Here is a 23,906-nt window from a genome sequence, read left to right as displayed (position 1 = left end):
TTATCTGTATAGGTATTATTATACGAAAATTTTTCTCTTTGTCAAGGGGTAGTATAAAATAGTATGGATGAAAATCTTGGTAGTCAAATTTGGTGGAACTTCTGTAGGAAGCCTTGAAAGGATATACAACTCTGCAAAAAGGGTGGTTGAAAAGTTAAGGGAGGGCTACAAGGTGGTAGTGGTCTCCTCTGCCATGGCTGGGGAAACGGACAGGCTCATAAACCTCGCAAAGCAGGTGGAAGCTATGCCTTCTGAGCGTGAAGTTGATATGCTAATATCCACAGGCGAACAGCAGGCTATAGCCCTCTTTGCCATGACCTTGCAGAAATTAGGCGTCCCTGCGGTAAGCCTTTGTGGTTGGCAAGTGCCGATAATTACCGACAAGATTCACACAAAGGCAAGGATACAGAAAATAGGTGTCCAGAGGCTAAAAAACCTACTTCAAGAAGGCTACGCGCCTGTGGTAGCTGGCTTTCAGGGTGTGACAGAAGATTGGGAGATAACCACTCTTGGTAGAGGTGGTTCAGACCTCTCTGCGGTTGCACTTGCCTATGCTCTTGGCGCGGACTGTGAAATATTTACGGACGTGGAGGGAGTTTTTACCGCAGACCCAAGGATAGTGCCAAATGCCAAAAAGATACCCGTCATATCTTATGAAGAGATGCTTGAGATGGCATCCTTGGGCGCAAAGGTTATGCAGGCAAGGAGTATAGAATTTGCTATGAAGTATGGTGTAAGGATACATGTAAGAAGTTCTTTTATTGACAGCGAAGGGACATGGATAGTCCCAGAGGAGGAAGTAATGGAGAAAAGCGTAGTAAGAGCCATAACCCTTGAAAGAAACGAGTCAAGAATAACCGTGGTGCGTGTGCCAGACAAACCGGGCATAGCCTACAGCATATTCAAAGCCCTTGGTGATGCACATATAGTGGTAGATATGATTGTGCAAAATGTATCTCACGAAGGTTATACGGATATGTCCTTTACGGTAAACAAGTCAGATGCACCAAAGGCGGAAGAGATAGTCAGAAAGGTTGCCCAAAGCATAGGAGCAAAGGAAGTGGTCAGAGATGACAGAATAGCAAAGGTCTCTGTGGTAGGCATAGGCATGAGGAGTTCATATGGGACCGCTGCAAAGATGTTTGAAGTTCTCTACAAAAACGGTATAAACATAATGGCTATATCTACCTCTGAGATAAAGATATCCTGCCTTATAGAGGACAAATACGGAGAGTTAGCAGTTAGGGAGCTACATCAGGCGTTCATAGAAGAGGGCGAAGAAGTAAAGGTGGTCAATGAGCCCTGAAAGGGTCAGAGAGATCCTTGAGAGGTTCAAAAGTTTAAAGATACTTGTGGTGGGGGACGTGATACTTGACAGATATGTCTTCGGAAAGGTGGAAAGAATATCTCCAGAAGCTCCAGTGCCAGTGGTGGAAGTCCAGAGGGAAGAATTTAGGTTGGGTGGTGCGGGAAACGTAGCCAATAACTTGGCAAGTCTTGGTGTAAAAACTTACCTACTTGGCGTGGTGGGACAAGACTACGGAAGGCACATAATAAAAGGACTGCTAAAAGAAGCAAGCGTAGAAGACTTGCTTGTGGAAGACCCACAAAGACCTACCACAGAAAAGGCGCGCATAGTAGCCCTTTCTCAACAACTTTTGAGGATAGACAGCGAAAGCAGAAAACCTCTTGAAGGCAGACCTCTTGAAGAAGTTCTTCAAAAGATGGACTTAAATGTGGATGGCATAGTGGTATCCGATTACGCTAAGGGGGTGGTTTGCAGGGATGTTATGGATAGAGTCAAAGAGAAAGGAGTATTCTTCTCTGTTGACCCAAGACCTCAAAACAAAAGGCTCTACATAGGAGCAAACTTAATGACGCCCAACGAAAAGGAAGCGAGGAGTATGTTTTCTGAGGAAAGCCTTCAGAGACTTGGCTGGGGACTAAAGAGGGAGCTAAGGCTTGAGACCCTTGTTATAACCCTCGGTGCGAGGGGTATGGCTCTCTTTGAAAAGGAATTTAAGGTTTTTCCTGCAAAGGCTAAACAGGTTTACGACGTCTCTGGTGCAGGCGATACTGTGATTGCGGTGCTTACCGCCTGTGCCCTTGCGGGTGTGGACTGGGATAGTGCCTGCGAGCTTGCCAACCTCTGTGCTGGTATAGTGGTAGGAAAGCTTGGCACTGCAGTGGTAAAGCCAGAGGAGATACTCCAAAGCCTTGAGGAAGGGTGCAGAGTTTGAAGAGCTTGCGGTAAAATACCTTGAAGGCATAGGCTACAAGGTTATTCACAGAAACTACCACTGCAGGGTTGGTGAAATAGACATTATTGCCCTTGATGGTGATACGGTAGTCTTTGTAGAGGTAAAAGGAGGTAAAACCACAGACTTTGGAGACCCAGCGGAGAGAGTGGATAGAAAAAAGATGGAGAGACTACTTAGATGCATAGAACACTATCTCCATAAATATCCATCGGAAGACTACAGGCTTGATGTGATAGTTATAAGGAATGGAGAAATTGAACATATAAAGGGTGTGGAGCTCTATTGATGCCCTTCTTCTTTACCTCCAGTATAAGGGACATCAAGGACTCTAAAGAGAACCTGCCTTACTTCCCTTATATCTGCCTTGAGCTCTCTTACTTCCTGCCTTTGCTCTTCGATCTTGAAGGAAAACTCATTTCTAAGCGACCTTGTTTCCTGCCTCAAGTCCCTTAGTTCTTCCTTTACTTCTTCAAACTTTCTTGCTGTATCGGCTTTATGCTCATTCAGTTCCTGTCTTAGAAGTTTTATGTCTTCCCTTACCTCCTCAAATCTTCTTGCAGTATCGGTTTTGTATTCGTTGAGTTCTTGTCTCAGAAGTTCAAACTTCTTATCCGCTTCCGCCTTTACAAATTTTATGTCTTCCCTTACCTCTTCAAACCTTCTTGCGGTTTCCAGCTTATGTTCGTTCAGTTCTTGTCTTAAAAGTTTTATGTCTTCCTTTACTTCTTCAAACCTTCTTGCGGTATCTGCTTTATGTTCATTCAGCTCCTGTCTTAAAAGTCTTATGTCCCCTTTTACCTCCTCAAACCTTCTCGTGGTATCAATTTTGTGGTCATTTAGCTCTTGTCTTAAAAGCCTTACATCTTCCTTAATCTCTAAAAGTTTTGACGCAAAGTCATCAAGCCTCTTGTCTATGTGCATCATAAGAAAAACGCCCACTCCCACTACCGCACCGACTACGGTTATTATTCCTATAACAAGCTCAAAGGTCATAGATAAATCATATAACCATGTCTTGAGAAAGTCAACTTAAAGCATTAAAGGTTCTCAGAAACTTAGCAAAAAGTGCTTTTGCGTGGAAACAGCTTCTTTCTTCGCAAACTTCTGGAAAACATGGACTACAGGGAAGCTCAAGGCTTATTTGGAAAATTCTTTCTCCTATAGGTTTCCAGACAATAGGGTCTGTAGGACCATAAAAGATAAAGGTAGGGATTCCACAATAGCTGGCGAGATGAGAAAGTCCGCTGTCAAGACCTACAAAAAACAGAGCAGCCCTTAGTGCCTTTGCTATCTCAAGGGGTGAGTAGCTCTCAAAGTAGCTTTTTATATGGTCCTTTAGCCAGCTATCCGCTTCACCTATGAGATAGATGGTTTTGTAGCCTTCCTTTTTTAGGAAATGCTCAATCCTGAAAAAAAGCTCAAGGGATGGGTTTTTCTTCCATGAACCACTTGAGGGGTGAAGCACCGCACAACCTTTGAGGGGGCTTTTCTCTGCAGGCTCAAGAGGCAAAACCTTTGAAAACTCTCCTCTTAAGGACAAGCTCTGAAGGTAGTGCTCCACTATCCACATTCTCTTTTCTGGAAAAGGTTTCACATTTCCCTCATAGGATATCAAAATCTTTCCTTTAAACTCAGTCTTTGGCATTTCCGAACTTACCATATCCGCCCAACCTACCTCTTTGGCAATAACGAAGTAGTCCGTGTTTCCTACCACCCAGACCTTTCTTCCAGACCTTTTTAGAAGCTCAAGGATAGGAAAGGTTAAAAGGGTATCTCCAAGACCACCACGGCGATACAAAACCCACATGCTATAATAAGGAATTTATGATAAACCACAACGTATTTATAGCACTTCTTCACTATCCTGCAATGGACAGAGAGGGTAGGACGATTATTACTTCCTTCACCACCATGGACCTTCATGATATAGCTCGCCCCGCAAGGGCATACGAGATAAACACCTACTACATAGTTCAACCTGTGGACGGTCAAAGATACATAATAAAAAAGCAGATTGAATATTGGCTCTCACAAGAAGGTCTAAGGACTAACCCTACAAGAAATGAAGTGGTAAAAATGGTAAAGCTGTGTTATACCTTTGACGAAGTCCTTGAAGACCTGCAAGCACAAAGGGGCAGAAGACCTATAATAGTAGGCACGGATGCAAGAACCTATACTAATACAGTTTCTTATCGCTGGCTTTCAGAGGAAATTCACAAAAGAGAGAAGGATTTTCTTATAGTTTTTGGCACGGGTTATGGCATCCCACCGTCTCTTATGAATACCTTTGACTACATCCTTGAACCCGTATATGGTGCAGGAGATTGGAACCATTTATCGGTGAGAAACGCAGTAGCTATAATACTTGATAGACTTTTGAGTAGAAACAGGTGCTGAGATGCTTTACCACATAGCCTTATATCTAAGAGATTACCTCTTTGCCTTCAATGTGTTTAAATACATAACCTTTCGTTCCTTTTTGGCAGTCTTTATTGCCTTTTCCATTACCCTTATCCTAACACCTATCTTTATGAGAAAGATGAAAGCCATTCAAAGGCTATTCAAGGGCTACATAAGAGAATACACGCCAGAGGGGCATCTTGTAAAAAAATATGTTCCCACTATGGGTGGCATTATCATAGTCCTTTCTGTTCTTTTGACTTCTTTGCTTCTTATGAGGCTTGACCTTATCTATTTTTGGGTTATCGCTTTTTGTATACTGGGTTTTGCTCTAATAGGCTTCTGGGACGACTTTGTTAAGCTAAGGAACAAAAAAGGCATATCCGCCAAGCAAAAATTCTTGGCACAGGTTCTTGTTGCTGGGCTGACATCAACCCTTATATACCTATACAGTGGCGTTGACACAAAGCTATACTTTCCTCTATTCAAAAATCTTCAGATAGACCTTGGGTTCTTATACATTCCCTTCGGTATGCTGGTTATAGTTGCCACTTCTAACGCAGTAAACCTTACAGACGGGCTTGATGGTCTTGCTATAGGTCCTGTGATGACTACCGCTGCAAGTGTGGGTATAATAGCCTATGCGGTAGGTCATATGGACATTGCCAACTATCTGAATATTCCCTATGTTCCCTACGCAGGAGACCTTACAGTTTTATGCTTTGCCATATTAGGTGCAGGGCTTGGCTTTTTGTGGTTTAATGCCTTTCCAGCTCAACTTTTTATGGGAGATGTGGGAGCTTTGGCTTTGGGTGCTGGGCTTGGTGTGATGGCCTTAGTGTCCAAGTCCGAGCTTTTACTTCCTATTGCAGGGGGTATTTTTGTCCTTGAGACTCTTTCTGTTATACTTCAGGTTGTCTACTTTAAGCTCACAAAAGGCAAAAGGCTCTTTAAGATGGCTCCTTTTCATCATCATCTTGAGCTCTCTGGAGTTCCAGAGCCAAAGATCGTGGTAAGGATGTGGATTGTGTCTCTCCTTTTGGGTATTCTCGCCCTTGCCACTCTCAAACTAAGGTGATAGCAATATGTTTTTGTAGGTGCAGGTTCTTCCCTTTAGAAGCTCCACCACCGTATCCACAGGCTTTGGAGAAGACACTATGACCGGGCCTGCCTTCTCCTCAGGAGGTAAATAGGACTTGCCTACCAGTTTATCTCGGTCAATCCAGTAAACATAAAGCTCAAGATAGGTGTTTTTGTTCCAGAAATGCCTTATGGCTCTGTCCTTGTAAAGAAAAACCATTCCGTCATAACCTACAAGAGACCTTATATGCATGAGCCCTCTTTCATGTTTTTCTGGTGTGTCCGCCACAAGAAGCCTGCATTCACGCACTTGCCCCTGAGAAAGAGAGACTAAAAGGAACAGGATGATATTGAAAATTATTAGCATCTGGTTTATATTATATAACCATGCTTAAGGAAGAGAAACTTCAAGAGTTTATAGAGGCGTGCAAAAACATGGGGCTAAAGATTACGCCCCAAAGGGTGGCAGTTTATGAAGTATTACTAAGCAGGGATGACCACCCCACAGTTGAGGAGATATACAACGAGATAAAGAAGAAGTATCCCTTTGTGTCTCTTGCTACCGTATACAGAACTGTAGAAACCTTGGAAGAGCTCGGGTTCGTGAAAAAGGTTGCGTATTGGGGTGGTTCTGTAAGATATGACGCTAATGTAAGCGACCATCATCACCTTATATGCACCCAGTGTGGAGCCATAAGAGATGTGGAGTTTTGCATAGATTGGACACCACCCGCATACATGGAAGGCTACAGAGTTCACAAGTATTCCCTACACATATACGGAGTATGCCCTAAATGTCAGGCGAGAGAGAACTGAGAGTTTACTCACAACAAGAGATTGAAGAAAAACTCAAAGAACTTCCACTCTGGCGTTATGAAAAGGGATACATATTAAAAGACTTTGAAACCAAGAACTGGAAGGAAACGGTCTTTCTCTTCAACGCTATTGCAAGCCTTGCGGAAGCCCACTGGCATCATCCAGACGCAGAGGTGAGCTTTAAGAAGCTGAGGGTCAAGCTAACCACCCACGAAGCCAATGGTGTAACAGACAGAGACTTTGAGCTTGCCAAAGAGATAGAAAAAATCTCTTCACTTTTACTCAAAAGGTGATATAATATAACTCTCTAAAGGAGCCGTAGTTCAGCCCGGTCAGAACGTCGGCCTGTCAAGCCGAAGGGCGCGGGTTCAAATCCCGTCGGCTCCGCCACTCTTGTAAAAAGTCATATGTTATAATCTTTCTTATGTTTCAAGGTTCAATCGTCGCTCTCATAACACCCTTTAAGGACGGAGAGGTTGATTTTAAAGCCCTTGAGAGCCTAATAGACTTTCATGTAAACAACCACACGGATGCTATTTTAGTGTGCGGGACAACTGGAGAGTCTCCTACTCTTACCTTTGAAGAGCATGAGAGGGTAGTGGAGCATGCGGTCAAGTATGCTAACGGAAGGATAAAGGTAATTGCAGGCACGGGTGCAAACGCCACTCATGAAGCCATAGAGCTCACATCTCATGCAAAAAGGGTGGGTGCGGATGCCTGTCTTCTTGTAGTCCCCTACTACAACAAACCTACCCAAGAGGGACTATACCAACACTTCAAAACTGTAGCGGATGAGGTGGACATTCCAATAATTCTCTACAATATACCTTCAAGGACTGGAGTGGAAATATCCCCAGAGACAATATACAGGCTTGTAAAGGACTGTCCCAACATAATAGGCTCAAAGGAGTCTACACCAAGCATGGACAGGATTTCTGAACTAAAAAGGCTCTTAGGAGAAAACTTTACCATACTATCTGGAGACGATTCCCTTACTTTACCCATGATGGCTTTGGGTGCAAAGGGTGTAGTATCTGTTGCCAACAATATAATGCCGAGAGAAGTGAAAGCCCTTGTGGACTATGCTCTAAAGGGTGATTTTCAAAAGGCAAGGGAACTGCACTATTACCTTTTTGACCTCTTTAAAGTGCTCTTTATAGAGACGAATCCCATTCCTGTAAAGACCGCCTGCTGGGCTCTTGGAATGTGTGAAAAGGAGTTCAGGCTTCCCCTTTGTCCCATGAAGCCAGAAAACGAAGAAAAGCTCATACAAACTCTTAAAAAATACAAACTTCCCGTGGTTAGAGATGCTTAAGTTTTTGCTATTTATAAACTCCCTATACCTTGGGCTTGGCTCTTTCTTTAGTTTCTTTATTGCTCCCACTCTTTTTAAGGTGCTTCAAAAAGAACAGGCGGGTGTGGTGGTGGAGAAGGTTTTCCCTGTATACTTTAGCCTTGGGCTTGTAGTTTCTCTTATTACCTTAATACTTGGCTTTAAATACGGTAAGCTAATATTCGGATTGGCTCTTGTAAACGCTTTAACCCATGCACTCCATATCTTTTACGTGCTTCCCACCGCTCATAATCTAAAGATGGTAGACTATCAAGCCTTTATGAAGTGGCATGGTATATCCATGGGTATGAATTTACTGAGCCTTTTCCTTACGCTTCTTATATGCATAGTTCTTATGAGAAAATGATAGAATTGAGACTTTCCATGCTTCCAGTGCCTAAGAGCAATAGGTATATAAGGAGAAGAGGTGGCAGAGTGTTCAAACCTCCAAGGGTAAAAAACTGGGAAGTTAGTGCTTTGTGGGAGATAAGGGAGCAATACAAAGGAGAGCCATTAGAAGGTAAACTGTCAGTTTATGTGGAGCTTGTGCTTCCTAACCATAGGAGAAGAGACATAGACAATATGCTAAAAAGCCTGTGGGATATCTTAGAAAGGGGTGGCGTGATAAAAAACGACAGTCAGATATACGAGGTAAGAACTATAAAGAAAGTTGTAAAAGGTCTGCAAGGGACCATAATAAGATTGGGAGAATTTAATTATGGCACTGAGGGTTCTTAACAATCCATTACTAAAGCACAAGCTAAATATTGTGAGGCAAAAACAAACTCCACCAGATAAGTTAAGAACTCTTCTTGAGGAAATAGCCCTTATGAGCATGCCTCTAATATTTGAAGATATCCCTATAAGAGTAGAAAGAATTGAGACACCTACAGGTGTTGGGGATTTTGAGTTTGTGGAAGAAGAGGATTTTGTGTTTGTTTGCATACTTAGAGCTGGTCTTCCTCTGTTAAATGGTGCTCTACAGGCATTGCCGGGTGCAGGGGTAGGGTTCTTAGCTATAAAAAGGAAGGAGCAAAACTTAGAGGCAGAGCTCTTTTACAAAAGACTGCCATCCTTGGAAGGCAAATGTGTGGTTTTGCTTGACCCCATGTTAGCGACGGGAGGCACTCTTAACCTTGCCCTGAGTGAATTAAAACCTCTGAAGCCCAAAAGACTCATATCTCTAAACCTTGTTGCCTCACCTGAAGGAGTTGAAAGGATAATTTCAGAACATCCGGATGTTGACCTTTTTATTCTTAACATAGATGAGGGTCTAAACCCCGCAGGCTACATAGTCCCAGGAGTTGGAGATATAGGTGATAGGCTCTTTACTGAAGGTCTCTAATGTATTCTGTTGGGTCGAGGGGGACACCCTCCTTATTTCTCAGCTCAAACCTTAGTATGCACTCTTCAGAGTTGTTTTTCTTGCCCACTTTAGCTATAACCTGTCCCCTGCTTACTCTCTCTCCTCTTCTAACGAGATTTGTCTCGTTGTAGGCATACAGGGATATAAAGTTTTCATGCTCAACTATGACCATATTTCCATAAGCCTGTAGGTCACCTCCGCTATAAATTACTCTGCCTTCTTCAACAGCTCTTACAGGTGATGAGCAGGGTGCAGAGATTTCTATACCTTTTGGCACTTTGACAACCTTACCTTCAACAGGTATTGGTATATTTAGATTTCTTGGTGCTAAGATGGTAGGCGTCTCCCTCTCTGGCTCTGCTAATACAGCCCTTTCCTCTCTCCTACTGACCTGCTGTCTTCTATCCTGTGTTGGTCCTTCTGCGGTTAGGGTTTCTCTCTTAGGAATTTTTACCTCTGTCCCAGCCCTTAAAAATTTACCCTTTAGCTCTGGGTTTAATCTTTCCAATTCCCTAAGCGGAACGCCTGTCACCCTAGAAACATCGCTAAGTCTGCCTCCTCTCCTAACTTTATATATATCATAATTTTCTTGCCTCCTTCTTGCCTCCGCCAATTGCCTTTCTCTTACAGGCACTTTTACTTTTGTGCCTGCAGGAAGCCATTTACCCCTTAACTCTGGATTGAGCCTTTCTAAATCTCTAAGAGGGACACCTGTCGCCTGTGCCACATGCTCAAGCCTTCCACCTCTTTTAACGGTATAAATCTCATACTTTTCTCCTGGGCTTTCTCTCCCTTCTGTTTTTGCTTGCAAGCTACCCTTAGGCACTCTCACCTTTGTGCCTGCAGGAAGCCATTTACCCCTTAACTCTGGATTGAGCCTTTCTAAATCTCTAAGAGGGACACCTGTCGCTTGTGCCACATGCTCAAGCCTTCCACCTCTTCTTACTGTGTAGATATCATGATTTTCTATTGTAGATCCTTCTATTCTATTAGCACTTGTTCTTGCAGGAATCCTTATCTTCTGACCTTCCACAATTCTATCATCTTTCAAGTTATTAAATTCCTTAAGAGTTTTTACATCAACACCAAAGCTATTTGCTATCCTCTGTAGAGTATCTCCTCTCTTTACCTCATATATGGCGTATTTTTCTGTAGACCTTACTTGTGTGGCTTTTACTGGTATGCATATTGTTTGACCAACTCTTAGCCTTCTCTCATCAATACCTCTGTTGGCAGACTTTAGGGTGTTTATATCTATTCCCTCTCTCCTGGCTATCCTTTCCAGAGTGTCCCCTTCTTTTACCCTATAGTTTTTACATTCCAGGGCAAAGGAAAAGCTAAGACTAATACCTAATAGTAAAATCCCTTTCCTCATGGCTTGGCACCTCCTTGAGGATCTCCATGCGGTCAACTCTTCCCGCAGGAGGACCCTCCCAAAGTTGTTTCAAAAACTCCCATACCACCTCCTTATCTCCCTGAACAAAAACCTCAACCCTTCCATCGGGCAAGTTTTTAACCCAACCAGTAAGACCATAACTCTGAGCAATCCTTTTTGTAAAAGCCCTATAACCTACACCTTGCACTATACCACTTACATATATTTTTAGAGCTATCATCTATAGAATTTTACATCAGAAAAACTCAGTTGAAAAGTCAAAAGGATATGTAGTATCATTAAAGAACTACAACCTACAGGAGGTATTTTCATGAAAACAGCCATACTTACAGCCTTGCTATTTTTTTCCTTTGCCCTCGCTCAGGACTGTAAGGTTCAAGAGGGCTATGCAAGCTGGTATGGTGGAAAGTTTCATGGTAGGAAAACAAGCTCAGGAGAGGTTTTCAATAAGCACAAGTTTACCGCAGCGTCAAGAGATTACCCCCTTGGAACCTATCTACTGGTTAAGAACCTCAGTAATGGGGAAGAAGTAGTTGTGGTAGTAACAGATAGGGGACCAGCCAAAAGGAGCAGAATAATAGACCTCTCAAAATCCGCAGCGGAAAAGATAGGAATGCTAAGGCAAGGTGTAGCTAAGGTTCAGGTAATGCCCCTCTACTGTGCGGTAAAGGGTGATGAACTTAGCGAGGAGGTTCACGAAGAGATTATTAGAGACCTTCTAAACACATTGTAGGGTTTCTGTTTGCTACAAGCGTCCCGCATCCTCCAAGAGGGTCTTTTCTAAATCTGTTGGAGAGCGTAACCCTTATGCCATAAGATTTCAAAAGTAGAAAGGCTCTCTCATACTCCCAGTCCTCCACATCCTTGAATTTGCCTACTGTTTGGTTATACCTCAACAATGTGGCACTCACTCCCAAGGATTTTACAAGCATGGCAAAATCCTTCAGCTCCTCTTCCGTATCGTTTACTCCTTTAAGAAGCAAGTAAGCGAGGCTTATCTTTTTCCTCTTCCTCAAAGACATACTGGAAAGCTCTTCTCTTAAGGTTTGTATAAGATCTTCCAAACTACCAGCATAAGGAAGCAGTCTTTTCCTTGTTTCTTCTTTCACAGAATGCACAGATATGCTAACTCCTCTATGAGGTAAGGCTAAAAGCTCTCTAAGTTTTTTAACTGGGTATCCTGTTGTGTAGAAGCTCACCCTCAAGCCCAAAGCCTTAAAGTGCCAGAAGGCTTTCTTTACCGCTTCCCAGTTCATAAGAGGCTCACCTATACCCGCAAAGGCTATACCTCTTATTTCAAGCCTATCTTTCAAAAGTTCATATTGCAGTATTATCTCCTCCGCAGAAAGGTTTCTCAAAAGCCCACCCTTACCTGAAAGGCAAAAGGGACAGCCTATTGCACAACCCACTTGAGTGGATATACAGAGGGTATCACCTCTATAGTAGACTGCTTCAACCCTACTTCCGTCATGAAGCTCAAGGAGAAACAGCCTGTTAAGATTACTACTCAATTCCTGCAAAAGCCTCATTTTCCACAGAAGCCCTTCTACAACAACCGCCACAAGTTTGGCAGTGTTTGAGAGCCTTTTCGTAGCCCCCCGGCAATACGTCTTCTAAGTCTATCTCCTTTTTTGAATCTTCTGAGACAAGACTTATCTTCCACTTTATGGGGTCAACATGCAGAACTTTGTAGACTTTGCCTCCGTAGCAAAGTTCACTTCCTGCCTCGGGTAGTATGGACTTTATGAGGTAGTTTTCCCTTTCAAAGACCAAACAACACATAAGTCTTCCGCAAGGACCTGTAAACTTCTGAGGCGATAGGGGGAGGTTTTGCTCCTCTATATCGCGTAAAGACACAGACTGGAACTCTTCCTGAAATCTTATACAGCAAGGCATATCTCCGCATGCACCAACCCATCCGAGCATCTGCACCGCGTCTCTCACTCCCACCTGCCTCATCTCTATCCTTTTTTTGAATATCTTTGCAAGGTCTCTGACAAGGTTCCTAAAGTCTACCCTATGGTCGGAAGTATAGTAGAAGAATATCTTACTCTTGTCTAAGGGTATGTAGGTCTTTATGAGCTTCATGTCAAGCCCATGTTCAATTATCTTCTTTTTGCATACTGCCATTGCCTCCTTGGCTTTCTCTTCGTTTTCTTCCATCCTCTGTATGTCTTCTCTTTTTGCCTTTCTAAGGAATATGGCTCTATAAGAAGAGGGCTCCTTTGAAGTGCCAAGCACCCTTACCACCTCCTCTCCCTTTTCTGATTGAACTACAAGAAGCTCGCCCCGGGATACATCCTTTTCCCATACACCTTCAACCTGAAGCACCTTATTGGTATCCTTAAACTTTGCCTTTATGTAAGACATTATTCACACCTCCTCTAAGCTGAAAAAGCAAAAGGCTCAACCTTATACCTTTGCTTAAATATTCTAACCCCATGGACGCTTTGTCAAGAGATTGCTGGTAAACCTCTTGCCTTGTTTCCAAATATTTTTTGTGAAGCAGGCTTATGATAACTTTCAAAAGCAAGGCTTGTCTCTCATATTCCCAGTTTTCTACCTCAAGGGCTTTTTTGTATAGTGTAAGTATATCGCCTTCAAGCAAAGCCTTTGCGGTGTTTATTAGCTCTATGTCCTCCTTTAACTTCAGAGCTATCTCAAGGCTTCCTTCAGAAAGTTCAAGGATTAGTGGGTCATCTATTCCTGTTTTTTCTTTCAATTCTTCTTCGCTCAACGGTGGAACTTCAAGGAGAAAGCTGCGGGATTTTATGGTAGGCAGTATTTTTTGGAGCTTGTTGGCTACCAAGAGAAAATGGGTATCCTCGGGAGGCTCTTCAAGAACCTTCAAAAGGGCATTCTGTGCCTGCATGTTCATAGCATCCGCAGGCTCTATAAGAACTACCTTTCTTTTAGATAGGGCGGGTTTAAGATATACAAAGTCCTTAACGCCTCTTATTTGGTCTATCTTTATCTCAGCCTTTTCTGGCTTGAGGTATATAAAGTCTGGGTGGTCTCCTTGGAGGTAGAGATAAACCTTTTTACCTCTCTTGTCCTCTCCGTAGAAGGCTAACTCCTCTTCCTTTTTCTCTTTAAAGTCCTTCATATGGAAGCAAGACTCACACTCTCCACAGGGTGGGTATTTTTCTTGTAGACACAAAAGGGAACTTGCAAATTCAAAGGCTATATCCCTTTTTCCTATGCCTTCCTTTCCATACATTAGAAGTGATGCTGGCACACGTCTTTGGTAAAAGAGTCTACTTAAGAATTGTCTGAACCTCTCCCTCATATCATAAGCTCTTCTACAAACCTTATGTGATGTTTTCCCTGTTGGAATTCTCTACTGGAGAGAACCCTCTTGTGAAATTCTATGTTGGTCTTTAGTCCACTGCCAGATATTCTAAACTCCTCAAGGGCTCTTATAGACCTCTTTATAGCCTCTTCTCTTGTTTGCCCCCAGCATATGAGCTTGGCAAGGAGAGAGTCATAATAGGGTGGCACAGAGTAGCCACAGTATAGGTGAGTGTCTACCCTAACACCATAGCCTCCTGGGAGATATAACTCTTCTACCATGCCAGGAGAGGGTAAAAAGGTATTTGGGTCCTCCGCATTTATTCTACACTCTATGGCGTAGCCTCTTCTTTCTGGCTTTTGTATGTTTAATTTTTCACCCCTTGCTATTCTTATCTGCCACTCTACCAAGTCTATGCCATAGACTATCTCCGTGACAGGATGCTCTACCTGTATGCGTCCGTTCATCTCCATAAAATAGAAGTTGCCCTCTTGGTCTACAAGAAATTCCACCGTGCCTGCACCCTCATATCCTATCTCTCTGCAAAATTCAGCCACAAGTTCTTCCATTTCTCTTCTCTTTTCTTCTGTAAGATAAGAACTTGGAGCTTCTTCTATGAGTTTTTGATGTCTTCTTTGGATGGAGCACTCCCTTTCTCCGAGGGTAAGCACCTTTCCATATTTGTCTGCAAGGACTTGGATTTCTATGTGTTTGGGGTTTATGAGATACTTTTCAATGTATACTCTTCCATCTCCAAAGGCTACTTGTGCCTCCTGCATGGCTAAAGGTAATTTCTCCCTTAGCTCCTTTTCGTTGTTTATAACTCTTATGCCTCTTCCTCCTCCACCTGCGGCGGCTTTTATAACTATTGGATAACCTATCTTGCTTGCCACCTCAAGAGCCTTCTGAAAGTCCACAGGTCCATCGCTTCCCGGCACAAGGGGAAGTCCAACCTTTTTTGCCACCTCTTTTGCCTTTACTTTATCACCGATTAGTTCAAGGGTTTCCGCAGAAGGACCCACAAAGATCTTACCACTCGCCCTAACTATTTCTGCAAACTTGGGGTTTTCTGACAAAAAGCCGTATCCCGGGTGGACCGCATCTGCACCCGAGACCTCAAGGGCAGACATTATTCTGGGCGTGTCTAAATAGCTCTTTGAGGGTTCTGGAGGTCCTATGCATATGCCTTTGTCTGCAAGTTTTACGTGCATGCTGTTTGCATCCGCTTCTGAGTATATGGCTATAGTCCTTATGCCCATTTCTTTGGCGGTTCTTATAACTCTAACCGCTATCTCACCTCTATTGGCTATAAGAAGGCTTTGCATCAAGACTATTTTACACACAAAGGCTATACAATTTTCACATGTCAAACAAGATAGTAGTATGCATTACAGGAGCAAGCGGTGCCATATATGGCTATAGGCTCTTACAGGTTCTAAGTTCAATGGACTTTGAGATAGACCTTATAGTCTCCTCTTCTGGCTGGGTGGTTCTAAAGCAAGAGCTTGACCTAACCAAGGCAGAGATACTCAGGGAGTTTCCAAAGGTAAGGCTCATTCCAGAAAAGGACATAGCCAATCCAGTAGCCAGTGGCTCAAGGCTTATCTTTTATAGGGGTGTGGTGGTAGCACCCTGCTCCATGAGCACCCTCTCTCATGTAGCCTGTGGGACTAACCAAAACCTTATCCACAGAGTATGCGAAGTTGCACTAAAGGAAAGAGTTCCTCTTGTTTTGTTGGTAAGAGAAGCACCCTACTCTTTGATTCATCTTAAAAACATGCTTGAAGTTTCACAAGCAGGTGCAATAGTCATGCCCGCAAGCCCGGGTTTTTATCACAGACCCAAAAGCCTGCAAGAGCTTGTAGACTTTGTGGTGGGTAAAGTGCTTGATAGTCTGAGGATAGAGCATAACCTATACAGAAGGTGGAGGGAGTAGTGTCAGAAATTTAGCCTAATGGAGGGTTTAATATTCTTTGTAGAAACTCACAGGAGGTAGGCTATGAAGTTTCTCCTTTTGCTTTTGGCTTTTGTTAGCCTTGTGATGGCTCAGAATACGCCAGAGCCCTTTGGCTTAAAGCTGGGAGTGTCTACAAAGGAAGAGACCCTGCAAGTGATAAAAAAAGAGGGTGGAAGGGTTGTGGATAGTGGCTATAGGATAATAAAGGGTGATATAGTAAGCCCTAATATTGAGGGGGTAGGGGTAAAAGGCTTGCCTGTGGACGGCTTGCAAAGTGCTACCTTTTGGTTTTTTGAAGGCAAGCTCTTTAAGATAGACTACATTTTTCCATTTAATATGTATAGTGGTGATTTTGAAGTGCTGTATAAACATCTAAAGCTAAAATATGGGGATCCAACACAAGTAAGTAGAGGAATAGATGAAAATATAGAATGGGATTTTGGAGAATTGAGAATAACTCTTACAGACCGCTTTTTTGAAACAATTCTCATCTACGAGCATGTGCCACTTTCCAAAAGGGCAGACCAGAGCGACCAAGAGGTTTTCAAAAAAAGAGACCTCAAAACCCAAAAGAGGCTTATAGTATACTATTGGGCGGGCTATGTCTCTTAAGGATATAAAAGAGGAGGAGCTTTTAGAGTTAATTGAGGAGTATTTTGATGAGCGTGTGGTAAAGAGGGGAATTAACTATGCAAAACAGGGGCTGGTGGTAAATAAGGAGTTTTTAAATCCTAACTACCTTTATGGTGAGGTTTATGGTAATGAGCTTTACAGCGTGGAAGTGGTTTACTTGGATGGTGATTTATATACAAACTGCACTTGTCCTTATGGGGAGTTTTGTAAGCATGCGGTTGCTCTTTTGTTGCATAAAGGGGAGGGAAAGAGGCGAAAAGAACCAAACCTTAAGACTTTTATGAAAAACCTTTTGAGGGAGCTTGAAAACACTGGATTTTTGAGTTTTGATGAGGATGAGTGGCTGTATATAGTGCAAAATACTGACAAGGATAGTGTATGGAAGTCTCTTGTGGATTTCTGTAAAGAAGTAGCGGATGGCTATTATGAAGATTTTAGGATTGATGATTTGATTGTTCCTTTTGTTGAAAGGTTGGAAAGTGGAGACAGAGCAAGGTTCTTTTTGGATATTTACAATGCCTTTGATGAATATTTTCCAATAGGTAGCCATGCAAAGGTGCTAAAAACTTTTGAGGAAAAGGACAAAGAGGTTCTCAGGAAGGCTATTGAGAAGGATATAAGTCTTAGGGAAAATCCTTTTGTATTAACATTTTTAGGTGAAACTTTATAAAGGAAGTCAAGCCATGAAAAAACTGCTTTTTGCCTTGCTTTTTGTGTGGAGCAGTGCCTTTGCCATTAACGAAGAGCTATGTAGAAGCCTTGTAAATGCCGGAGACTACTCAAGGGCAGTGCAAGTAGGACAGGAGCTAATCAGAAGAAATCCCAATAGCTACTGGGCTCACTTGTGCTTGACAAGGGCTTACTACGAAGTTGGAGACTTTCAGAAATCTCTGGAGCATGCACAGGCTTTGGAAAGACTGGCAAGGAACGACGAAGAGCTTTCAACCGCTTACAACCGCTTGGGGCTGGTTTACAGTAGACTTGGAGACCTTGACACTGCTCTTATGTATCATATGAGACACTTGAGCCTTTCAAGAAAGATGGGGGATAGAAGGGGAGAGGCAATAGCACTCAATAACATAGCTCTTATATACGAGAACAAAGGCGACTACCAAAAAGCCCTTGAATACTATATGAGGTCTTTGAACCTAAAGGATGACCCAAGAGAAAAAGCTCCAACCTTGAATAACATAGGAATTGTCTATGACAAACTTGGAGACTACAAAAATGCGGAGAGGTATTTAAAACAGGCAATAGAGCTTGCGGAAAAGAGCGGAGACTTTCATGGTGCTGGTAGAAGGATGCTAAACCTTGGGAATATTTATAGGAAAATGAAAAACTACAAACTTGCAGAGGAATTGCTTTCTGAGGGCTTGGAGAGGGTTAAAAGAGTGGGAGATAGCTATTGGGAATTTGTGGGATACAATTACTTTACCTACCTCTACTTTGATATGAGAGACTACAAAAAATCTCTTGAGTATGCTTACATGGCTTATGAGCTTGGTAAGAGAATGGGATATAACAATTCTAATGCTATAGAATACATATCTGCCATTTTGCTAATTAGACCTGAGCTTAGGGCTTACATTGAGGAGATTTCTAAAGGGGACAGTGAGCTTTTAAAGGCGGTAGAGGAGGCAAAAAGCTGGGACGGTGTTAAAAGGCTTGTGGCTGAGGCTAAGGATTCTCAAAAGCAAGAAGAAACTCCTCAACAGCAAGAGCAAGCTCCCAAGAAGGGTTCACAGAAAAGGAAATGAAAATAGTCAAAGCCAAGCAGATGCAGGAGATAGACAGAAGGGCTATAGAGGAGCTGGGTATTCCCTCTCTCTTGCTTATGGAAAAGGCGGGGCTTTCGGTGGTGGAGGTCATAAGAAGGGAGTTTCCAAGTGCCAAGAGGGTTTTGGTGGTTGCAGGCAAGGGAAACAATGGGGGCGATGGGCTTGTGGTAGCGAGGCATTTGCATCTGCTGGGCTATAGGGTTTCTTATGTGCTTGCACTTGGTGAAGACCTAAAGGGGGATGCAAGGCTTCAACTTGAGATTTTGAGAAGGCTTGGGCTTGAGCCAGCAAGGGAGGTTAGCTTTTCTGAATTTGACCTTGTGGTGGATGCTCTCTTTGGCACGGGCTTTGAGCCTCCCGTTAGGGGTGAAGCCATAAGGTGGATAGAGCTTATAAACAAGAGCGGGCTTCCTGTGGTTTGCGTAGACATTCCCTCTGGGCTTTCTGCGGATAGTCCAAAGGAATACGAGCCATCAGTGAGAGGAACTATTACCATAACCTTTCAATTTCCAAAGCCTTGTCATCTTTTGCATCCTGTTAGCCTACGCTGTGGAAAGCTATATGTGGCAAATATTGGCATACCTCAGTGGCTTGCACAGGACATAAAAACAGAGCTACTCACAAGGGTAAAAGTGCCTAATAGACCTGCAAACGCTCACAAGGGGCTTATGGGTCATGTGCTTTTGGTGGGTGGGAGCGTAGGAAAGACGGGTGCGGTTATTATGAGTGCCAAAGCCTCCACAAGGGCGGGTGCTGGGCTTGTGAGCGTGGGCGTGCCAGAGGGTCTAAACCACATCTTTGAAACAAGCCTTGTGGAAGAGATGAGCATTCCTCTAAAGGGTCAAAAGAGGCTTTCCCTTGAGGCTATAAAGCAGGTTTTAGAAATTCAAGAGAGGTTTTCTGCCATTGGCTTAGGTATGGGTATGGATAGGTATGAGGAGGGACGACAGATAATAAAGGAGCTCCTCTTGCATGTTAAAAAGCCTTTGCTTTTGGATGCGGATGCTCTAAACAACCTTGCGGACTTGGGAGTAGAAGTCTTGAAAGAAAGAGAAGGCACAACGGTGCTTACTCCGCATGTGGGTGAGTTCCAAAGGTTAACAGGTCTTGAAAAAAACCACATCTTGGAAAACTTCTTAGAGGTGGCTCAAGAGTTTGCGGTAAAGTATGCCTGCTATCTGGTTCTTAAGTCCTCAAGGACTGTTATAGCTACTCCAGAGGGTAGAGTTTTCCTTTCCACAAGAGGCACGCCTGCCATGGCAAAGGGTGGTGTGGGTGATGTGCTTGCAGGCGTCCTTACCACGTTTCTTGGAAGAGGTATACCAACAGAGGAAGCTTTGAAGTTGGGTGTTTTCTTGCACGGTCTTGCAGGTGAGATAGCGGAAAGCAAGAGACACAGAGAAAGTCTAAGAGCCCTTGACCTTGTGGAAGAGCTTCCAAGTGCCTATAATCTAATAGAGAATGAAGCCTATAGTCTTTCTCTTACTTACATTCCTTAGTGCCTGTGGCATAGTGCAGATTGAGATAAGGGACAAAAGTCCTCAAAGGGAGGTTAGAAAGACACAAAGTCCTCAAGAAACAAAGCCAACTACTCAGCAAAGGGGAGAGCCTACTACAAAACCTCAAGGAGAAACTCCAAAAGAAGCACAAAGCCCACAGCCTTTGAAACCTCAAGGAGGAACTCTCAGAGTTGCTATGCCTGTGAGGGGTAAAATTGCACGCACCGAAAGAGGATATTTTATTACCACTTCCTGCGATGAGTTTTTTAGGTCTGTGAGCAACGGTAGAGTTTTGTATGCTGGGGATGACATAAGGAATATGGGTTGGGTGGTTATGGTAGACTCAGGAGATGGCTATGTGTATGTGTATGCAAGGGCAGGCGGTTCGCTGGTAAAGAGAGGAGAGACGGTAAAAAGGGGACAGCCTTTGGGTAGGGTAGGGAACTCTGGGGATAGTTGCGGTATCCTCTTTGAGGTTAGAGACCAAGAGGGAAGACCAGTAAACTTTGAGCTTATGATATAATAAACTATTATGATAGACATAGCCTTTGCACAGCAAACAGGACACGGTTCAAGCCCAGTAGGAGCACTCCTTTTCCAACTTATATTCTTTATAGCCCTTTTTGCTCTTTTTTACTTTCTCCTCATAAGACCGCAGAGCAAGGCAAGGAAAAGGCATCAAGAATTTTTGGCAAACCTCAAAAAGGGTGATAGGGTTGTAACCACAGGCGGTATATGGGGCACGGTGGTGGAGATAGGGGACGATACAATAACTCTTAAGGTGGATGCCAACACAAGGATAACCTTCACAAAGGAAGCCATATCTCACTACCAGCCAGGCTACAAGAAAGAAGAAAGAGAGAAGGAAGAATAAATTTTTTCTATGAAGCTGTTGCTGGAGGAGGGGGTAATTCTTCCAGAGTTGGAAGACCACCGCAAAACCGCTCTTGTGAAGGGTAAACAAAGCATAAGCTACAGCGAGCTTATAGAAAATATCTCTTCCTTCGCAACCCTTGTGGATATCCTACCCGGTGAGAGGGTTCTTGTATGCTCCGAAAACAGACCTGAGTGGGTTTATGCCCTCTACGGTGCGTGGCAAAGGGGAGGGGTGGTAGTTCCTGTGGACTTTATGTCAAGTGTGGACGAAATACTATACATCCTAAAAGAAACAGAACCTGCAGTAGTTTTTTGTTCACAGCAAACGGAAAGCTCTGTCAAAAAAGCCCTTCAAAGGTCTGGAATAGAGCCTCTTTTTTACAACTTTGATGCTCTGATACTTCCAAAACCTCATGGAAAGTCCATGAGTAGGAGCTTGAGCGAAACCGCCCTAATTCTTTACACCTCTGGCACTACTGGACAGCCAAAGGGTGTTATGCTTAGCTTTAAGAACCTGCTTTCTAACATAAGGGCTATAGAGAAGGTGGGTGTGGCAGGAAAAGAAGACAGAACTCTTGCCCTTTTGCCATTTCATCATTCCTATCCTCTTATGGTTACTTTGCTTGTGCCTTTGTATCTTGGTGCAACGGTGGTCTTCATAGAAAAACTAAGCTCAGAAGAACTCCTCAAAGCCTTAAGAGAACACAAGATTACAATCCTTGTAGGTGTTCCAAGGCTTTATCAGCTCTTACATCAAAGAATGATGGAAGGTCTAAGAGCCAACGCTATAGGTAGGCTACTCTTTATGCTCTCACCCTACATGACAAGAGGTCTCAGGAAGCTGGTCTTTGTGAAGGCTCACAGAGCTTTGGGAGGGAAGATAAAATACATGGTAAGCGGAGGGGCAAAACTTCCTCTTGAAATAGCCCTTGACCTAAACAGGCTTGGCTTTACCATCCTTGAAGGCTACGGTCTTACAGAAACGTCTCCAATAGTCTCCTTTAATCCGCCTCAAAAGCCTAAACTCGGCTCTGTAGGACTGCCAATAGAGGAGGTTTATGTAAAGATTAGCGAAGAGGGAGAGGTGCTTGTGCGCGGTGTGAACGTAATGCAGGGCTATTACAAAAAACCAGAGGAGACACAGAGGGCTTTCAAGGACGGTTGGCTTCTCACTGGAGACCTTGGATACCTTGACAAGGAGGGCTATCTATACATAACAGGCAGAAAAAAAGAGATTCTTGTGCTTTCTGGTGGGAAGAAGGTAAACCCTGAAGAGCTGGAAGCTCTGATAATGAGAGAGGGAAGGGCTATAAGGGAAGTAGCGGTGCTTGAGGTGGATGGAACAGTAAAGGCTCTTGTCCTGCCAGACTTTGAAACTTTGAGGAAAGAGGGTATTGTTAACATAGAGGAGTTTGTCCGCTGGCAGGTCATAGACCGGGTAAACCAGAAACTTCCAGAATGGAAAAGGATAACAGGGTTTAGGGTGGTGAAGGAAGAGCTTCCAAAGACAAGACTTGGAAAACTAAGGAGGTTTTTACTTCCTCAGATATATCAGTCCACAGAATCCTATAGCAAAGAGGGACAGGAAGACCATATAATGAACACTCAAGAGGGTCAGACTATAAGGTCCTTTTTACGAGGGCTAACTCAAAGAGAAGTAAAAGGATACCACCATCTTGAGCTTGACCTTGGATTAGACTCCTTAGGAAAGGTGGAGTTTCTGAGCTTTCTTGAATCTACCTTTGGGGTCTCCCTGTGGGAAGAAGACCTAATAAACAATCCCAGGGTGCAGGATGTGGTAAGGCTTGTATCTGAAGGGAAGGAGAAACTTGAGCTTTCAGAAGTCCATTGGAAGGATATACTCCTCAAAGGAAAGCCATACCAGTTAAAAGAGTATACTTTTGCCTTTAGCACGGGCAGGTTAATTCTCAAGACCTTTTTTAAACTATACAACCGCCTTGAGGTTCATGGGCTTGAAAACTTGCCTGAACCACCTTTTATAATTGCACCAAATCATGCCAGCTATTTAGATGGTTTTGTATTGGCTTGTGCACTGCCACAAGATATAGCCCTCAAAACCTACTTCCTTGGAGCGGAAGAATACTTTAGAAATCCTTTGAGTGCAGTTTTTGGCAGGCTTGCCCATGTGATAACGGTTAACTTGGACAAAAGGCTAAAAGAGTCTCTTCAAAAAACCGCATGGGCTTTGAGGCTTGGTAAGGTAGTGGTTATCTTTCCAGAAGGAGCAAGGACGAGGGATGGAAAACTTCTACCCTTTAGAAAGGGCTTTGCCATACTTAGCAAGGAGCTTGAGGTTCCTGTGGTGCCTACCGCTATAAAAGGGACTTACCAATCCCTGTCTCTATACGATAAGTTTCCAAAACCTGCAAAGATAGAGGTGGTCTTCGGAAAGCCTATAAAACCTCAAGGAAAGAGCTACGAAGAAATCGTAGAAGAGACAAGAAAGGAAATTGAAAGACTACTCTCTTAGGCTTCTTCCGCCACAGTCTTTACTGCCAAAACGCCTATCTCTTCTGCGAGGGAAAGGGCTTCCTCCTTTGCGTTTAGATAAACTACCACAGGAATGGTTTCTTGTCCTACCGCCTTTGAGATTATCATAGCCCTCTTGAAGACCTTTTCCACATCCTCTGGATAAAGAGTCAAAGTTGCCTCAAGGGCTACATGAACCTCCTTTCCAGTTTCCTTGAGCCTTCCTTTGCCAGCAAAGTCAACCTTTAGAGCAAAGTCTTTCATGTCTTCGTCTATAAGACCACTATCTATAGCATCGTCCAGTATGTCCGCAAGGGTAAACTTGTCTATAGGTCTTAGTCTTCTTATAACTCTACCAAGGAAGGCAGGTGCGTTTTCTCTAACCTTTCTTTCAAAACTTTCTCCTCTTAGCTTTGCCACATCTATCTTAAGGATAGCGACGTCTTTCTTGAGAATCTCCACATCGCTCTTTAGCACTTCCACATCGCTCTTGACCACTTTCATATCTTCCTTCAGCACCTCCACGTCCGCCTTCAGTGGTCTGAACTCTTCTTCTACAAACCTTTCAAACCTTGCAGGAAGCCTTCTTAGTTCCTCTTCCAGTATTAGACTTCTTATTCTCTCACGCCACTCTGGATTTTCTCTGAGTATCCTCTCAAGGTCTTCTATGGTGTTGATAACATAACCCATGCTAATAAATATAACCCAAGAGCTTGCCTGTAGGACCAC

General features: G+C 43.4%; 30 protein-coding genes and 1 tRNA gene. 21 read left to right on the top strand and 10 right to left on the bottom strand.

Annotated features, from left to right (window positions below; genetic code table 11):
• Positions 1-67 precede the first annotated feature (67 nt).
• Genes IAE16_RS09470 through IAE16_RS09460 form a run of 3 tightly spaced genes read left to right on the top strand, consistent with a single transcriptional unit; the run spans position 68 to position 2,547 of the window.
• Positions 68-1,306, top strand: coding sequence for an aspartate kinase (locus tag IAE16_RS09470; RefSeq protein ID WP_323700599.1), 1,239 nt, complete (start codon positions 68-70; stop codon positions 1,304-1,306).
• The gene (rfaE1, locus tag IAE16_RS09465; protein WP_323700598.1) at positions 1,296-2,240 is read left to right on the top strand and encodes a D-glycero-beta-D-manno-heptose-7-phosphate kinase; all 945 of its coding nucleotides are present in this window, start codon (positions 1,296-1,298) and stop codon (positions 2,238-2,240) included. Before IAE16_RS09470 ends, rfaE1 begins: the two co-directional genes overlap by 11 nt.
• The gene (locus IAE16_RS09460; protein ID WP_323700597.1) at positions 2,218-2,547 is read left to right on the top strand and encodes a YraN family protein; all 330 of its coding nucleotides are present in this window, start codon (positions 2,218-2,220) and stop codon (positions 2,545-2,547) included. Before rfaE1 ends, IAE16_RS09460 begins: the two co-directional genes overlap by 23 nt.
• Here the strand turns inward: IAE16_RS09460 and IAE16_RS09455 are convergent.
• Positions 2,541-3,254: a hypothetical protein gene (locus tag IAE16_RS09455; protein ID WP_323700595.1), complete on the bottom strand. Its 714-nt coding sequence runs from the start codon at positions 3,252-3,254 to the stop codon at positions 2,541-2,543. The two genes, IAE16_RS09460 and IAE16_RS09455, sit on opposite strands and share 7 nt — an antisense overlap.
• A 31-nt stretch (positions 3,255-3,285) precedes the next feature.
• Complete coding sequence (locus IAE16_RS09450) at positions 3,286-4,068, bottom strand: glycosyltransferase family 9 protein (RefSeq protein ID WP_323700594.1); 783 nt, start codon at positions 4,066-4,068, stop codon at positions 3,286-3,288.
• Positions 4,069-4,085: 17 nt separating this feature from the next.
• Here IAE16_RS09450 and IAE16_RS09445 point away from each other — a divergent pair, with 17 nt between their 5' ends.
• Together IAE16_RS09445 and mraY are read left to right on the top strand one after the other, a co-directional pair.
• Positions 4,086-4,658, top strand: a complete 573-nt coding sequence (locus IAE16_RS09445; protein ID WP_323700593.1) for an RNA methyltransferase — start codon at positions 4,086-4,088, stop codon at positions 4,656-4,658.
• Between the two features lies 1 nt (position 4,659).
• The gene (mraY, locus tag IAE16_RS09440; protein WP_323700592.1) at positions 4,660-5,739 is read left to right on the top strand and encodes a phospho-N-acetylmuramoyl-pentapeptide-transferase; all 1,080 of its coding nucleotides are present in this window, start codon (positions 4,660-4,662) and stop codon (positions 5,737-5,739) included.
• Here mraY and IAE16_RS09435 read toward each other — a convergent pair.
• Positions 5,731-6,108, bottom strand: coding sequence for a DUF192 domain-containing protein (locus IAE16_RS09435; protein ID WP_323700591.1), 378 nt, complete (start codon positions 6,106-6,108; stop codon positions 5,731-5,733). The two genes, mraY and IAE16_RS09435, sit on opposite strands and share 9 nt — an antisense overlap.
• Before the next feature lie 20 nt (positions 6,109-6,128).
• Between IAE16_RS09435 and IAE16_RS09430 the strand changes: the two genes are divergently transcribed.
• The 7 genes from IAE16_RS09430 (at position 6,129) to upp (ending at position 9,235) form a co-directional block, all read left to right on the top strand.
• Positions 6,129-6,557, top strand: coding sequence for a Fur family transcriptional regulator (locus tag IAE16_RS09430; protein ID WP_323700590.1), 429 nt, complete (start codon positions 6,129-6,131; stop codon positions 6,555-6,557).
• Positions 6,536-6,850 (top strand): 4a-hydroxytetrahydrobiopterin dehydratase, encoded by a 315-nt coding sequence (locus IAE16_RS09425; protein ID WP_323700589.1) that lies wholly within the window; start codon positions 6,536-6,538, stop codon positions 6,848-6,850. Before IAE16_RS09430 ends, IAE16_RS09425 begins: the two co-directional genes overlap by 22 nt.
• A 19-nt stretch (positions 6,851-6,869) precedes the next feature.
• Positions 6,870-6,947, top strand: a tRNA-Asp gene (locus tag IAE16_RS09420).
• A 34-nt stretch (positions 6,948-6,981) separates the two neighbouring features.
• A complete protein-coding gene (gene dapA, locus IAE16_RS09415) occupies positions 6,982-7,872 on the top strand; it encodes a 4-hydroxy-tetrahydrodipicolinate synthase (protein ID WP_323700587.1) in 891 nt (296 codons plus the stop codon).
• Positions 7,865-8,257 (top strand): DUF4149 domain-containing protein, encoded by a 393-nt coding sequence (locus tag IAE16_RS09410; RefSeq protein ID WP_323700586.1) that lies wholly within the window; start codon positions 7,865-7,867, stop codon positions 8,255-8,257. Before dapA ends, IAE16_RS09410 begins: the two co-directional genes overlap by 8 nt.
• Positions 8,254-8,628, top strand: coding sequence for a RusA family crossover junction endodeoxyribonuclease (locus IAE16_RS09405; protein ID WP_323700584.1), 375 nt, complete (start codon positions 8,254-8,256; stop codon positions 8,626-8,628). The genes IAE16_RS09410 and IAE16_RS09405 overlap by 4 nt, the downstream gene beginning before the upstream one ends.
• On the top strand, positions 8,609-9,235 hold the full coding sequence (gene upp, locus IAE16_RS09400; protein WP_323700583.1) for a uracil phosphoribosyltransferase: 627 nt from the start codon (positions 8,609-8,611) through the stop codon (positions 9,233-9,235). Before IAE16_RS09405 ends, upp begins: the two co-directional genes overlap by 20 nt.
• Here the strand turns inward: upp and IAE16_RS09395 are convergent.
• Positions 9,219-10,631 carry a LysM peptidoglycan-binding domain-containing protein gene (locus IAE16_RS09395; protein ID WP_323700581.1) on the bottom strand — a complete coding sequence of 471 codons (1,413 nt, stop codon included), beginning with the start codon at positions 10,629-10,631 and terminating at the stop codon, positions 9,219-9,221. The two genes, upp and IAE16_RS09395, sit on opposite strands and share 17 nt — an antisense overlap.
• Positions 10,600-10,872, bottom strand: coding sequence for an acylphosphatase (locus IAE16_RS09390; protein WP_323700580.1), 273 nt, complete (start codon positions 10,870-10,872; stop codon positions 10,600-10,602). Before IAE16_RS09390 ends, IAE16_RS09395 begins: the two co-directional genes overlap by 32 nt.
• Before the next feature lie 90 nt (positions 10,873-10,962).
• Here IAE16_RS09390 and IAE16_RS09385 point away from each other — a divergent pair, with 90 nt between their 5' ends.
• Entirely contained in the window at positions 10,963-11,385 is a 423-nt protein-coding gene (locus IAE16_RS09385; protein WP_323700579.1) for a septal ring lytic transglycosylase RlpA family protein, read from the top strand.
• Here the strand turns inward: IAE16_RS09385 and IAE16_RS09380 are convergent.
• From IAE16_RS09380 to accC, 4 genes are read right to left on the bottom strand one after another with little or no spacing between them, the layout of a single operon-like run.
• A complete protein-coding gene (locus tag IAE16_RS09380; RefSeq protein WP_323700577.1) occupies positions 11,360-12,181 on the bottom strand; it encodes a radical SAM protein in 822 nt (273 codons plus the stop codon). The two genes, IAE16_RS09385 and IAE16_RS09380, sit on opposite strands and share 26 nt — an antisense overlap.
• On the bottom strand, positions 12,156-13,022 hold the full coding sequence (locus IAE16_RS09375; RefSeq protein WP_323700576.1) for a PSP1 domain-containing protein: 867 nt from the start codon (positions 13,020-13,022) through the stop codon (positions 12,156-12,158). Before IAE16_RS09375 ends, IAE16_RS09380 begins: the two co-directional genes overlap by 26 nt.
• Positions 12,997-13,941 (bottom strand): DNA polymerase III subunit, encoded by a 945-nt coding sequence (locus IAE16_RS09370; protein WP_323700575.1) that lies wholly within the window; start codon positions 13,939-13,941, stop codon positions 12,997-12,999. The genes IAE16_RS09375 and IAE16_RS09370 overlap by 26 nt, the downstream gene beginning before the upstream one ends.
• Entirely contained in the window at positions 13,938-15,269 is a 1,332-nt protein-coding gene (accC, locus tag IAE16_RS09365) for an acetyl-CoA carboxylase biotin carboxylase subunit (protein ID WP_438617123.1), read from the bottom strand. Before accC ends, IAE16_RS09370 begins: the two co-directional genes overlap by 4 nt.
• Positions 15,270-15,307: 38 nt before the next feature.
• Here accC and IAE16_RS09360 point away from each other — a divergent pair, with 38 nt between their 5' ends.
• The 8 genes from IAE16_RS09360 to IAE16_RS09325 all read left to right on the top strand — a co-directional run bounded on the left by IAE16_RS09360 (position 15,308) and on the right by IAE16_RS09325 (position 23,178).
• Positions 15,308-15,880, top strand: coding sequence for a UbiX family flavin prenyltransferase (locus IAE16_RS09360; RefSeq protein WP_323700574.1), 573 nt, complete (start codon positions 15,308-15,310; stop codon positions 15,878-15,880).
• 63 nt (positions 15,881-15,943) lie between these two features.
• Positions 15,944-16,513 carry a hypothetical protein gene (locus tag IAE16_RS09355; protein WP_323700573.1) on the top strand — a complete coding sequence of 190 codons (570 nt, stop codon included), beginning with the start codon at positions 15,944-15,946 and terminating at the stop codon, positions 16,511-16,513.
• Positions 16,503-17,204, top strand: a complete 702-nt coding sequence (locus IAE16_RS09350; RefSeq protein WP_323700572.1) for an SWIM zinc finger family protein — start codon at positions 16,503-16,505, stop codon at positions 17,202-17,204. Before IAE16_RS09355 ends, IAE16_RS09350 begins: the two co-directional genes overlap by 11 nt.
• Positions 17,205-17,217: 13 nt before the next feature.
• Positions 17,218-18,291: a tetratricopeptide repeat protein gene (locus IAE16_RS09345; protein ID WP_323700571.1), complete on the top strand. Its 1,074-nt coding sequence runs from the start codon at positions 17,218-17,220 to the stop codon at positions 18,289-18,291.
• Positions 18,288-19,811: an NAD(P)H-hydrate dehydratase gene (locus IAE16_RS09340; protein WP_323700570.1), complete on the top strand. Its 1,524-nt coding sequence runs from the start codon at positions 18,288-18,290 to the stop codon at positions 19,809-19,811. Before IAE16_RS09345 ends, IAE16_RS09340 begins: the two co-directional genes overlap by 4 nt.
• A complete protein-coding gene (locus IAE16_RS09335) occupies positions 19,774-20,334 on the top strand; it encodes a murein hydrolase activator EnvC family protein (protein ID WP_323700569.1) in 561 nt (186 codons plus the stop codon). Before IAE16_RS09340 ends, IAE16_RS09335 begins: the two co-directional genes overlap by 38 nt.
• Positions 20,335-20,343: 9 nt before the next feature.
• Positions 20,344-20,685: a preprotein translocase subunit YajC gene (gene yajC / locus IAE16_RS09330; protein WP_323700568.1), complete on the top strand. Its 342-nt coding sequence runs from the start codon at positions 20,344-20,346 to the stop codon at positions 20,683-20,685.
• A gap of 9 nt (positions 20,686-20,694) precedes the next feature.
• On the top strand, positions 20,695-23,178 hold the full coding sequence (locus IAE16_RS09325; RefSeq protein ID WP_323700567.1) for an AMP-binding protein: 2,484 nt from the start codon (positions 20,695-20,697) through the stop codon (positions 23,176-23,178).
• Here IAE16_RS09325 and IAE16_RS09320 read toward each other — a convergent pair.
• Complete coding sequence (locus IAE16_RS09320) at positions 23,175-23,867, bottom strand: hypothetical protein (RefSeq protein ID WP_323700566.1); 693 nt, start codon at positions 23,865-23,867, stop codon at positions 23,175-23,177. The genes IAE16_RS09325 and IAE16_RS09320 overlap by 4 nt on opposite strands.
• Positions 23,868-23,906: the final 39 nt, after the last annotated feature.

It is taken from the genome of Hydrogenobacter sp. T-2, assembly GCF_033971325.1.
Lineage (GTDB): Bacteria > Aquificota > Aquificia > Aquificales > Aquificaceae > Pampinifervens > Pampinifervens diazotrophicum.
This window is presented reverse-complemented; position numbering and strand designations above follow the sequence as displayed.